Consider the following 12542-nt stretch of genomic DNA (forward strand, 5'->3'; position numbering starts at 1 on the left):
GCGTTGGCTCTGCGTTCTGGGCGCAGAAGTGCGAGTGGGATGCGCCGCAGACGCAGAGCCAACGGAAAGCCGGAACGGCTGAATCACTCAGAGCAGCCCGAGCTGCTCCAGGTTGGTGACGTACTGCACGATGATCGGCGCCGTGACGTGCGGAATGTCCTTGTCAGGACCGATCTTGGCGTCCTGCACCGCGGCGCGGAACCGGTCGGTTGGGGCCAGCGCGCCCAGCATCGGCCGTTCCGGCTTCTGGTAGTTGTGCAGCAACGGCAGCAGCGATGCCTGCCGCTGCTTGTCCGGCAACGCTCGCAGGGTGTTCTCGAAACGCCGTACCCACTCGCGGTAATCGGCGATCCGCTCGATCGCGTAGCCCGCGTCGGTCAGCCAATCGACGAACTCGTCCATCCCGATGCCGTCGTCATACGGGTTCATCACGTGATACGTCTCGAAATCCTCGACCGAATGCGCCCCGAGGGTGGACACCGCCTCGGCGATGAACTCGACGGGCAGCCCGTCGTAGTGCGCGCGTTGCCGGTTGCCGTCAGCGTCGAGCTCGTAAAACGAGCCGGGGGCAATGCCGCCGGCCACCAGGCTCAGCATCATCCTGGTGAACATGTCCGGAAGGTTCAGCTGACCCGAGTAGGTCGTGTCGGCCAGGATCATGTCGCAGCGGAAAACCGCCACGGGCAACCCGCACAGCCCGTTGGCCTCGCGCAGCAGAACCTCGCCGGCCCACTTGCTGTTGCCATAGCCGTTCGCGTAGCCGTCGTTGACCTGGCGTGTTGCACTCATGACGCGGACGTCGGCATCTTCGACGAATGTGCCCGGCTGGATCTGGTCGCCCACGCCGATCGTCGACACGTAGGTGTACGGCTTGATCTTGGTGGTCAGCGCAATCCGGATCAGCTCGGCGGTGCCGACAACGTTGGGGCCGAACAGCTCGCGGTAGGGCAGCACATGGTTGACCAGCGCCGCCGGGTCGACGATCAGGTCGACGGTGTCGGCCAGCCGCTGCCAGGTCTGCCGATCCAGGCCGAGGTCAGCCTCACCCTTGTCTCCGGCGATCACTTCGAGGTGGCCCGCGGCCAATTCCTGGTAGTGCGCAAGGAGTTTCGCGTCGCCGCCGCTGTTAGATCCAGCACTGTCGAACGTGGCGTCCAGCCGGCGGCGGGCGTCCGCATCGGATTTGGCCCGCACGAGGCAGATCACCTTGCCGTCGACCAGGTCCATCCGCTCCAACCATTCCAGAGCGAGGTAGCGGCCCAGGAATCCCGTTGCGCCGGTGAGCAATACTGTCCGTACCTCGGCGCTTGCCTTCGGCAGGTTCGGTGCCGCGGCGAGAGTCTGCTCGTCGATGAACTTGTCCAATGTGAGGTCGGCTGCGCTGACCTCGCCGGCATGCCGGCCGTGTACCGATGCGTAGGTCGGGCGCTTGGAACCCGGCTGACGTTGCGCCTCGATGTAGGCGGCGATCGCGCTCAGGTCATTCGCCGGGCTGACGATCACGCCGACGGGCACGTCGACGTCGAAGACTTCACGTAGCAGATTGCCGAATGTCAACGCGGACAACGAATCGCCGCCGAGGTCGGTGAAGTGGGCGTCGGGCTGCAGGTCGCCTGCGGAGGCGCCGAGCAGGGCGCCCGCGGCGCGGCCGACCGTCTCGAGCACCGAGGTGTCGGCGCCGTGTGCGCGCAGCACCTGCAGTTCGCGAGCCTGGCTTTCGGCCAGCTCGGTGTAGAGCTGCTCAAGTCGAACGCCATAGTGCGCCTTGAGTTTCGGCCAGGCCAACTTGCGGATGCCGGTGAGCAGACCGTTCTCCAATGTGAAAGGTTCTGTCTCCACAAGAAAGTCGCGGGGGATCTCATAGGACTGCAGGCCGGCATCTCGAGCCACCTTCTGCAGGGACTCGGCTATCTGGCTCTTGAGCTCGGCGGCCGGCCACCGCTTCAGAGCATCATCGGTAGGCACCACGACCGCAAGCAGATACGGCTGAGCGCTGTTGCCGTAGACGTAGATCTGGCGCACCAGGGGGCTGTTGCCGAACACGGCCTCGAGCTTTGCCACGGTGACGAATTCGCCCTGCGCGAGCTTGAGCACGTTGTTGCGTCGATCAACGTATTTGAGTTGATCCGGGCCGATCTCGGCGACGATATCGCCGGTCTTGTAGAAGCCGTCCTCGTCGAACACCGCGGCGGTGACTTCCGGCCGCTTGTAGTAGCCGGGAAACAGATTCTCGGTCTTGACCAGCAGCTCGCCACGTGGATGCGGCTTGTCGGTGCCGAAGTAGCCGAGATCAGGCACGTCGACGAGCTTGTAGTCGATCACCGGGGGACGCTGTACCTGATCGTCGAAGAACACCATGCCGGCCTCGGTCGAGCCGTAGCCCTCCAGCACGTGGAGGTCGAGGAACTGTTCCAGCCAAGCGCGAAGGTCGGCCGAGATCGGTGCCGACCCGGTCATCGCCGAGATGAACCGGCCGCCGAGCAGGTTCCGGCGCAGATCGGCCATCACCTCGGCTTCGACGGCGGCGCGATCGGAGTCCGCGGTGACAAGGTGGTCCACCCGGCTCTGGAACTCACCGAAGATCATCTCCCACACCCGTGGCACGAAGTTCAGCTCGGTGGGCCGCGTCAGGGCAAGGTCTTCCAACAAGGTGGAGAGGTCGCTGCGGGCGGCGAAGTAGCAGGTGCCGCCGGCTGCGAGCGACGCGTAGAGGATGCCGCGGCCCATCACATGGCTCATCGGCATGAAACTGAGGTTGATGGATGCGGTCGTCGGCGCCAACCATGCCGCGCTGTTGCGGCGCCAGAACTTGGCGACCGCACTCTGCAGGTACATCGCGCCCTTGGGGGCGCCCGTGCTGCCCGACGTGTAGACCAGCAACGCAAGCTGGTCGGCCTCGTCGGTCTGCGGGGCAGGCGCCTGCGGAAGGTCCCTGCCCTGATCCAGCAGGTCGGCGAAGGTGTCGATGAGCACCGGGGAGCCGGCTTCGGTCAGCTTGACGTTGGCCGCTGCCAGCGCGTCGCGATGGTCGTCGAGCTCAGGATGGTGATCGAACACGATCACCCGGGCCGGGGCATGGGCGGTCAGGGCCAGTTCGACGGCGTCGGCGAGGTAGTCGACGCTCGCGGCGATCACGGTGGGTTCTGTCTCCGCCACGATGGGTGCCAGCGCGCCGGCCGACGAGCTCGTCTGCAAGGGCACCGACACCGCTCCCAACTGACCCAGCGCGGTGTCGATCGTGGCGTAGTCGGCGCTGGTGAATCCCAAGATCGCGACCCGATCGCCGGCGGCCACGCCCGATTCGTACAGCGCGCTGGTCAGTGCCCGCACCCGTTCCCACAGCTGTCCGTAGGTGATGGTGTCGAAGCGGGGGAGCAGCCGCGCCGTGGTCCTGCCGGTCGCGGGGTCGACGACGAACTCGACGGCCCGCTCGCCGAGAGCCGGGCGGTCCGCATAACCCTGCAGTACGGCCTGCACTATCTGCGGCAGCCGGAGGCCGGGTTCGTCGACCGCCGCGGTAACCGCCTCGCTGGGGATCGCGGCCGCGAACTGCGGATCGTTGGCGGTCAATTCGGCGATGCGGCGCGCTAGCCGCTCTTCACGCGTATCAGTCGACATCAGATGGTTCCTCTTGGCGATAGCTAAGTATTTGCGGCGCTACGCTGCACCCGGCAACTACTACGTTAGTAAATCTAAACTTATTTCCCGATCGCCAGTTCTGCAGCTGCCAATATGCTGTGAATCCGCTGAATCAGCTCACAAGAATGTCTGAAGTGCTGTAGCCCAACGGAATTCGCATTGCCGCCGAGCTGGTCAGCGGATTGTCGGAACGGCAGCGCTCGGCTCTCTGCGGCCGGCCAGCACCTCTACCGCCGCCGTCGGGTCGGGTACTGCGATCAGCAGATCGCGGGTCGCCGCTAATGCCGGAGCGGAAGGTGCCACACCGCCCACCGCATCGGCGAAGTCCAGCAGATGCACTGTCGCCTCCATGAGCGCGAGCTCGGCCACCACGGCCAGGGTGGTGCTGTCGACGATCGGGTACCGGATCACGGTCTCGCGGGCCGACGTCATTTCCGGCAGTCGACGCATCCGCGTCGCGCATTCCCGGAATCGGGCCGCTGCCGTCTCCGCGGTCAGCTCGGTCGCCTCCGATACCGCACGTTCCGCGATCTGGTCGGCGGTGGTGTTCGCCACGCCGTCGGGTTCGTTGAAGATGCGCAGCATCGCAGCCGCGTCGGTAACCGCCGCCGGGCCGTCCAGTCTCGCGACGGCCAGCTCGTCGAACATCGTCGGCTCAGGACAGAGATGGGCCACGAGAGCCTGCACATTCCACGCATCGAGCCGGGTATCGGCAGCCCACTCGCGGGCGGTGAGTTCGGCGCATCTTCGCGCCCACCGCTCCCATGCGTCGGCCAGCACATCGCGAAGCATGCCGTCATCGAGACGCATTACTTCAGCTTAGAAGCGTTACGCCTCGTCTCGATCTGGGTACCCGTTCCCCGACCAAAGGAGGCGTCATGACTGAAATCGATACCCGCCGTCGCGGCGGCAGGATGCGGATGCCGCGAAGCCGCGGGGCAGCCAGTGGGCTCCTGCTCGTACTGCTCGGAATCTGGGGTGCCCTGATTCCATTCGTCGGGCCGTACTTCGACTTCGCGTTGTCCCCGGATCAACCGTGGGTGTGGACGGCCGCGCGGGGCTGGCTTGAGGTCTTGCCGGGCGCCGTCACCGTGCTCGGTGGCCTTCTCGTGCTCGGCTCACGCAACCGCGCCACGGCGATGCTCGGCGGTTGGCTGGCGGTAGTGGCCGGCGCCTGGTTCGTTGTGGGCCGGGCGGTGTCGGCGACCACGGCCATCGGTGACCCCGGGATACCGGTAGCCGTCACCGACGCCAAACGAGTGGCGATCGAGCTGGCGTACTTCTCAGGCCTGGGCGCGGTGATCGTGTTTCTCGGTGCGATGGCGCTGGGTCGGCTGTCGATCCGTGCCGCGCGCGACGTGGAGTTCGCCGAGCGGCCGGTGATGACAGAGCCGGCTCCGGCGACAGTCGCTCCGGCGTCAGCAACGGCCGCCGACGCTCCGACCACGGAGGTCCCGGCTGCGCCGAAGCATCGGGGCATGGGCGGGCTGTTCGGCCGGCGCCACACCCACGCGCACTAAACGGACAGGTCGCGGAGGATCAGTTCGAGCACGTCGAGACCCTCGACGAGCAGTTCGTCGCTGATCGTCAACGGAGGTAGGAAGCGCAGCACGTTGCCGTAGGTGCCACAGGACAGCACGATCACCCCGGCAGCGTGCGCGCCCGCGCACAGCGCCTTCGTCAGCTCGGCATCGGGTTCGGTGGTGCCGGGCTTGACGAGTTCCATCGCGATCATCGCACCGCGGCCGCGCACGTCGCCGACGCGATCGTCCTCGGCCTGCAGCCGTCCCAACCGGTCCTTCATCAACACTTCGATTTGGGCAGCCCGCTCGACCAAACCGTCGGCCTCGATGGTCTCGATCGTGGCCAGGGCCGCCGCGCAGGCGATCGGATTGCCCCCGTAAGTGCCGCCGAGTCCCGAAACGTGCGGGGAATCCATGATTTCGGCGCGACCGGTCACCGCCGACAGCGGCAGCCCGTCGGCGATACCTTTCGCCGTCACGATCAGGTCTGGATCGACTCCTTCGTGCTCGCAGGCGAACATCGCGCCGGTCCGGGCGAAACCGGTCTGCACCTCGTCGGCGATGAACACCACGTCGTTGCTGCGGCACCAGTCCAGCAGCGTGGACAGGAAACCGTCGGCCGGAACGATGAAGCCGCCCTCACCCTGGATGGGCTCGATGATGACCGCGGCCAGATTGTCGGCGCCGATCTGCTTGTCGATCACATTGATCGCGCGCCGGGCCGCGAGCTCGCCGTCCGTGGCCATCTCCTTGCCGAACTCGGCGTCGCGGAACGGATAGGACAGCGGGGCGCGGTAGATCTCGGGTGCGAACGGCCCGAAGCCGTGCTTGTAGGGCATCACCTTGGCGGTCAACGCCATGGTGAGGTTGGTGCGGCCGTGATAGGCGTGATCGAACGCGACGACCGCGGATTTGTGGGTGTACGAGCGGGCGATCTTGATGGCGTTCTCGACGGCCTCGGAGCCGGAGTTGAACAGTGCCGACCGCTTCTCGCCGTGCACCGGAGTGAGACGGTTGAGATGTTCACAGACCGCGACGTACTCCTCGTACGGCGTGACCATGAAGCAGGTATGGGTGAACTTGGAAGCTTGAGTCGCCACGGCGTCCACCACCCGCGGGGAGGCGTTGCCGATCGTGGTCACGGCAATCCCGGAGCCGAGATCGATCAACCGGTTACCGTCGACGTCCTCGACGATGCCCCCGCCGGCCCGCGCTGTGTAGACCGGCATGGTGGTGCCGACACCGCGGGAAACTGCTGCGGATTTCCGATCGATCAGGGCCTGGGAATTGGGGCCCGGGATGGCGGTGGCCAGATGACGGCTCTGCTCTGGATGGCTCAACACTGACTCCTGCGAACGTATTGCGGCGCGGCGAAACAGTCCGTATTTGAGACTAGTCGGCCCGGTACGGGGTCAATTGGTTTTGCGTTCGATCGTTGATGCGCACCGGCCAGGTGCGGCGTTTAGTTGGGCTAATTGCTGCGTGGGACGACCGGGCCCGCGGGTCCGCACCGGTGCAATGGCAGACTGGACAACTATGAGGTGCCGCGGCCGTGTGGCCGGACACCGTGACAACGACTCGATACGAAAGACAGTGCTGCCATGGATCTGGTCATCTTCCTGCCCCTACTGATCATCATGGGCGCATTCATGTTCTTTGCGTCGCGTCGCCAGAAGAAGGCGATGCAGGCCACGATCGACCTGCACAACTCGCTGCAGGTCGGTGACAGGATTCACACCACGTCGGGCCTGCAGGGCACGATCGCCGGAATCTCGGACGACAACGTCGACCTGGAGATCGCACCCGGCGTCGTCACCACCTGGATGAAGCTGGCGGTGCGCGACCGCATCGAAGCCGACACCGACGACGATGACGATGACATCGAAGACGACGCACTCGGCGCCACCGAACTGACCGAGAGCACCGGCGTGACGGACCAGGACGGTCTGAAGAAAGACTGACAGCAAGACCACCCAGGAAAAGCACGTACCCTTTGCGGTGCTGACGAACTGATCTCAAGGAGACCCAAGCAACGTGGCATCGTCTTCGGCGCCGGTGCATCCTGCCCGCTACCTGACGCTCTTTCTGGTGCTGCTTGTCGGCGTCTACCTACTGGTGTTCCTCACCGGTGACAAGCAGGCCACCCCCAAACTCGGCATCGACCTGGAGGGTGGCACGCGGGTGACGCTGACGGCGCGCACCCCCGATGGCTCGGCACCCACCACCGAGGCCCTCAACCAAGCCCAGCAGATCATCAGTTCCCGGGTGGACGGCCTCGGCGTCTCCGGCTCGGAGGTCGTCATCGACGGCGACAACCTGGTCATCACCGTGCCCGGCGACGGCGGCAACGAGGCGCGCGCCCTTGGCCAGACGGCGCGTCTGTACATCCGTCCGGTCATCCATGCGATGCCTGCCAAACCCGCTGCTCCACAGGACGGTCAGCCACCGGCGGAGGCGCCGGCAGCACCTGGTGTGCCTGGTGTACCGGGTGTCCCCGCAATCCCGGGTGCCCCGGGCGCGCCGGGTGCGCCGGCAGTTCCAGGACTTCCGGGCCTGCCCGGCATGATCCCGCCGGGAGCCCCGCAAGAAGCGCCGCCCGCGGCCCCGCCGGCCGGTGAGCAGCCCACACCTCAGCCCCGGCCCTATCCGTTGGAACCGCCACCGACTCCGGGTCAGCCGGCTCCGGGTGAGCCCACTCCGGCACCGGCTCCGGGCGAGCCTGCACCTGCCACACCCGGGCAGAACCCGGACGGCCCGGAGCCCGCGCTGGCCGACCGCATCGCCGACGAGAAGGAACTCCGGCAGAGCACCAATCCGTCGGTTCAGATCCTGGCCCTGCAGTACCAGGCCACCCGCTGTGGCGAAGACGATGTGCTGGCAGGCAATGACGACCCGAATCTGCCGTTGATCACCTGCTCGACCGACGGGCAGACGGTGTACCTGCTCAACAAGTCGATCATGAGCGGTGAAGAGATCCAGAACGCCAGCTCAGGGCTGGATCAGCAGCAAGGCCAGTATGTGGTCGATGTGGAGTTCAAGAGCGGCGGCGCGACGACCTGGGCGGACTTCACCGCCGCCAACGTGGGCACCCAAACGGCGTTCACCCTGGACTCGCGTGTCGTCAGCGCCCCGGAGATCCGTGAGGCCATCCCGGGCGGCAACACCCAGATCACCGGTCAGTTCACCGCGGACTCGGCGAAGGAACTGGCCAACGTGCTCAAGTACGGTTCGCTGCCGTTGTCGTTCGAATCCTCGGAGGCTGAAACCGTTTCGGCGACCCTGGGATTGGCGTCATTGAAAGCGGGCTTGATCGCAGGTGCCATCGGACTGGCCGCCGTGCTGATCTATTCGCTGCTGTACTACCGCGTGCTCGGACTGCTGGTGGCGTTGTCACTGGTGGCCGCCGGCGCTGTCGTCTACGCCATGCTGGTGCTGCTCGGCAGATACATCGGCTACACGCTGGATCTGGCCGGCATCGCCGGTCTGATTATCGGCATCGGCACCACGGCAGACTCGTTCGTGGTGTTCTTCGAACGCATCAAGGACGAGATCCGCGAAGGACGTTCGTTCCGGTCGGCAGTGCCGCGAGGCTGGGCGCGCGCCCGCAAGACCATCGTGTCCGGCAATGCGGTGACCTTCCTGGCCGCCGCCGTGCTCTACGTCCTGGCGATCGGGCAGGTGAAGGGCTTCGCGTTCACCACGGGCCTGACCACCATCCTCGATATCGTCGTGGTGTTCCTGGTGACCTGGCCGTTGGTGTTCCTGGCGTCCAAGTCCGCGTTGATGGCCAAGCCGGCGTTGAACGGACTCGGCGCGGTGCAACAGATCGCGCGAGAACGTCGGGAAACCGCACATGCGACCGCGGGACGGGGATAGCCACATGGCCGCGAGAAACAAAGAACACACAGAATCGACCACTGCCGTCGAGGCCGACAGCATCGAATCGGCGACTGCGGCCGGGGCGAACCCGCTGCAACACGGGTTCTTCGTCCGGCTCTACACAGGAACCGGCGCGTTTGAGGTCATCGGTCGCCGCAAGCTCTGGTACGCGGTCAGCGGCGTCATCTTCGCCATCGCCATCGCCAGCATCCTGCTGCGCGGCTTCACCTTCGGTATCGACTTCGAGGGCGGCACCAAGGTGTCCATGCCGGCGGCGGGAGCCAACGGCACCGTCTCCGTGCAGCAGGTCGAGGACGTGTTCAGCCGGACGCTGGGGCGTGGACCCGACTCGGTGGTGACAGTCGGTAGCGGGGGATCGGCGACGGTACAGATCCGGTCAGAAACGCTGACGAACGACGAGACCGAGAAACTGCGCACCGCGCTGTTCGACGCGTTCCAGCCCAAGGGCAGTGACGGGCAGCCCAGCAAGCTGGCCATCAGCGACTCCGCGGTGTCGGAGACCTGGGGCGGCCAGATCACGCAGAAGATGCTGATCGCGCTGGTGGTGTTCCTCGTGTTGGCGGCCATTTACATCGCCTGGCGATACGAGCGGTACATGGCGATCGCGGCGCTGACGGCGATGTTCTTCACCGTCATCAGCACCGCAGGCATCTACTCCCTGGTCGGGTGGGAGGTAACCCCTGCCACCGTGATCGGGTTGCTCACGATTCTGGGCTTCTCGATCTACGACACCGTCATCGTGTTCGACAAGGTCGAGGAGAACACCAACGGTTTCGAGCACACAACCAGGCGAACGTTCGCCGAACAGGCGAACCTTGCGGTCAACCAGACCTTCATGCGGTCGATCAACACGAGCGTGATCTCCGTGCTGCCCATCATCGCTCTGATCGTGATCGCGGTCTGGCTGCTCGGCGTCGGCACGCTGAAGGATCTTGCCCTGGTTCAGCTGGTCGGCGTCTTCACCGGCGCCTACTCGTCGATCTTCTTTGCTACACCGTTGCTCGTGTCGCTGCGGGAACGCACCGACCTGGTGCGCAAGCACAGCCAGCGGGTGCTCAATCGGCGCGACAAGTCCAGTGCCAAGGTCACTGCCCCGACCGACACCTCGGGTTCCGACGAGGTCGCTGACGCCGAGACCGAAACCGTCTCGGCCGCGGCCACGAGCGAGCCCGCACCCGCCAAACCCGCTCCGGGAGTGCGGCCTTCGCGTCCGTCGGCCGCCAAGACGGGCCGTCCGTCCGGCAAACGGGCCCCGCGGCGGTAAACCGGATGGCTCAAGGCGGGGCCATCGCCCGAGTGCGCACAACAGTGCTCGTAGCGACCCTGTGTCTGTTGGCGGGTATCGGTCTGTCGAGTTGTGCCGGTGGCTCAGCCGAGGAGATCGACTATGCGGTTGACGGTGCGCTGAGCACCTATAACACCAACACCGTCGCGGGTGCGGCGTCTGGCGGGCCGCAGGCCTTCGCCCGTGCGCTGACCGGTTTCACCTACCACGGTCCGGACGGTCAGGCCGTCGCAGACCACGACTTCGGCTCGGTCGCTGTGGTGGGGCGCGCTCCGCTGATACTGGATTACGTGATCAGCGACAAGGCGGTGTACTCCGACGGCAAGCCGATCACCTGTGACGATCTGGTGCTGGCCTGGGCCGCGCAGTCCGGTCGGTTCCCCGGGTTCGATTCGGCCAGCCGCGCCGGCTACCGCGACATCGGATCCGTCGACTGTGCACCGGGGGAGAAGCGGGCCAGGGTGTCGTTCGCCCAGGACCGCGGATTTCTCGACTACGGCCACCTGTTCTCCGCGACATCGCTGATGCCCTCGCATGTCATCTCCGACGAACTCGGCCTCGGGGACGGCGGGGTGGCCACCGCGTTGCAGACCGCCGACCTCAACGGGATCGAGCGCATCGCGAAGGCCTGGAACACTATCTGGGACCTCAAGCCCGATGCGGACCTCAAACGGTTCCCGTCGTCGGGTCCCTACCGGCTCGAATCGGTCTCCGAAGACGGCTCGGTCGTGCTGGTGGCCAACGACAAGTGGTGGGGCACCATGCCCGTCACCAACAAGATCACCGTCTGGCCACGTGGCGCAGACATCCAGGAACGGGTCAACGAGGGCTCGTTCGACGTCGTGGACATCGCCGCAGGTTCCTCGGGTCTGCTCAATCTCCCCGACGACTACGTCAGCACCGACTCCCCGTCGGCAGGCATCGAACAGCTCATCTTCGCCCCTGGTGGTCCGCTGGGAGCCACCCCGGGGCGACGCGCGGTGGCGTTGTGCACCCCGCGCGACATCATCGCCCGCAACGCCGAGATGCCGATCGCCAACGTGCGGCTGAGCCCGGTCGCCGACGACGCCTACAGCGCTGCCGAGGGCGCCGCGGAAGGCGGCCAGTTCAGCGTCGCCAATCCCGGCGCCGCCAGGGCGGCGATCAACAACGAGCCGTTGACCGTCCGCATCGGATACCAGACCCCGAATGCCCGGTTGGCGGCGACGGTCGGTGCGATCGCGAAATCGTGCGCCGCGGCCGGGATCACCGTGGAGGACGCCGGGTCGGAGACTGCCGGGCCGGTTGCGCTGCGCAACAACGAATTCGACGCTCTGCTGGCCAGTACCGGCGGTGCGGCCGGCAGTGGGTCCTCGGGCTCGTCGGCGATCGATGCGTACACGTTGCGCGTCGGCAACGGCAACAATCTGTCCGCTTACAGCAACGAGCGGATCGACGGCATCATCGACGCCCAGGCTGTCACATCGGATCCAAAGGAGCTGGCCCGGCTGCTGGGCGAGGGTGCCCCGATTCTGTGGGCGGACATGCCGACCCTGCCGCTGTACCGGCAGCAACGCACGGTGCTGCAGTCGACCAAGATGTATGCCGTGAGCAGTAACCCGACCCGATGGGGCGCCGGCTGGAACATGGACCGCTGGAAGCTGTCGGAATGACCGCAAAAGAGGCCGACATCACCGATATCTCAAGGTTGATCGCATCGATGACCCGGGAGGTTGCCGATTTCCCAGAGCCAGGTGTGCAGTTCAAGGACCTGACCCCGCTGCTCGCCGACGCGCACGGCCTGCGCGCCGTGACCGATGCGCTTGCGGCCACGGCCGCAGGCGCTGACCTGGTCGCCGGTCTGGACGCTCGCGGTTTCCTGCTGGGTGCGGCGGTGGCCACCAGGTTGGGCACCGGCGTACTGGCGGTCCGCAAGGGCGGGAAACTGCCGCCGCCGGTGCGCAGCGCGACATATCAGCTGGAGTACGGCACGGCCACCCTGGAGATCCCGGCCGAGGGGATTGATATCGCCGGGCGCAACGTTGTGATCATTGACGATGTGCTGGCGACGGGAGGAACCCTGGCCGCGGCGGCGAAGCTGCTGAGAGAGGGCGGAGCCAACGTGACAAGTGCCGCCGTGGTGCTCGAGTTGACCGCCCTGGGTGGTCGCGACGTCGTCGCACCGCTGGCCGTTAGCAGCTTGCACACGGTGTGAG

The 12542-nt window shown here is 66.1% G+C and carries 9 protein-coding genes; 6 read left to right on the forward strand and 3 right to left on the reverse strand.

Annotation, left to right across the window (positions count from 1 at the left end; all coding sequences use genetic code 11):
* Window positions 1-87 precede the first annotated feature (87 nt).
* A complete protein-coding gene (gene car, locus ABQF30_RS08820; RefSeq protein ID WP_448462402.1) occupies window positions 88-3618 on the reverse strand; it encodes a carboxylic acid reductase in 3531 nt (1176 codons plus the stop codon).
* Window positions 3619-3813: 195 nt separating this feature from the next.
* Entirely contained in the window at window positions 3814-4449 is a 636-nt protein-coding gene (locus ABQF30_RS08825) for a maleylpyruvate isomerase N-terminal domain-containing protein (protein ID WP_448462403.1), read from the reverse strand.
* A gap of 68 nt (window positions 4450-4517) precedes the next feature.
* Between ABQF30_RS08825 and ABQF30_RS08830 the strand changes: the two genes are divergently transcribed.
* Complete coding sequence (locus ABQF30_RS08830) at window positions 4518-5159, forward strand: hypothetical protein (protein WP_448462405.1); 642 nt, start codon at window positions 4518-4520, stop codon at window positions 5157-5159.
* On the opposite strand, the gene gabT is transcribed toward ABQF30_RS08830, so the two are convergent.
* The gene (gene gabT / locus ABQF30_RS08835) at window positions 5156-6502 is read right to left on the reverse strand and encodes a 4-aminobutyrate--2-oxoglutarate transaminase (RefSeq protein WP_448462407.1); all 1347 of its coding nucleotides are present in this window, start codon (window positions 6500-6502) and stop codon (window positions 5156-5158) included. The two genes, ABQF30_RS08830 and gabT, sit on opposite strands and share 4 nt — an antisense overlap.
* Window positions 6503-6763: 261 nt before the next feature.
* On the opposite strand from gabT, the gene yajC reads away from it, so the two are divergent.
* From yajC to ABQF30_RS08860, 5 genes are all read left to right on the forward strand, one after another.
* Window positions 6764-7123, forward strand: a complete 360-nt coding sequence (yajC, locus tag ABQF30_RS08840) for a preprotein translocase subunit YajC (RefSeq protein ID WP_448462409.1) — start codon at window positions 6764-6766, stop codon at window positions 7121-7123.
* Window positions 7124-7196: 73 nt separating this feature from the next.
* Entirely contained in the window at window positions 7197-9038 is a 1842-nt protein-coding gene (gene secD / locus ABQF30_RS08845; protein WP_448462411.1) for a protein translocase subunit SecD, read from the forward strand.
* A 4-nt stretch (window positions 9039-9042) separates the two neighbouring features.
* Window positions 9043-10326: a protein translocase subunit SecF gene (secF, locus tag ABQF30_RS08850; protein WP_448462413.1), complete on the forward strand. Its 1284-nt coding sequence runs from the start codon at window positions 9043-9045 to the stop codon at window positions 10324-10326.
* A gap of 5 nt (window positions 10327-10331) precedes the next feature.
* Window positions 10332-11999, forward strand: coding sequence for an ABC transporter substrate-binding protein (locus ABQF30_RS08855; RefSeq protein WP_448462415.1), 1668 nt, complete (start codon window positions 10332-10334; stop codon window positions 11997-11999).
* A 17-nt stretch (window positions 12000-12016) separates the two neighbouring features.
* On the forward strand, window positions 12017-12541 hold the full coding sequence (locus ABQF30_RS08860; RefSeq protein WP_448463556.1) for an adenine phosphoribosyltransferase: 525 nt from the start codon (window positions 12017-12019) through the stop codon (window positions 12539-12541).
* The last annotated feature ends 1 nt before the right edge of the window (window position 12542 follow it).

Source organism: Mycolicibacterium sp. XJ870 (genome assembly GCF_053483975.1).

Bases quoted from the DNA above. Each gene is read 5' to 3' on its own strand.
- car (WP_448462402.1), bottom strand. From the start codon at position 3,618: ATGTCGACTGATACGCGTGAAGAGCGGCTAGCGCGCCGCATCGCCGAA.
- ABQF30_RS08825 (WP_448462403.1), bottom strand. From the start codon at position 4,449: ATGCGTCTCGATGACGGCATGCTTCGCGATGTGCTGGCCGACGCATGG.
- ABQF30_RS08830 (WP_448462405.1), top strand. From the start codon at position 4,518: ATGACTGAAATCGATACCCGCCGTCGCGGCGGCAGGATGCGGATGCCG.
- yajC (WP_448462409.1), top strand. From the start codon at position 6,764: ATGGATCTGGTCATCTTCCTGCCCCTACTGATCATCATGGGCGCATTC.
- secF (WP_448462413.1), top strand. From the start codon at position 9,043: ATGGCCGCGAGAAACAAAGAACACACAGAATCGACCACTGCCGTCGAG.
- ABQF30_RS08855 (WP_448462415.1), top strand. From the start codon at position 10,332: ATGGCTCAAGGCGGGGCCATCGCCCGAGTGCGCACAACAGTGCTCGTA.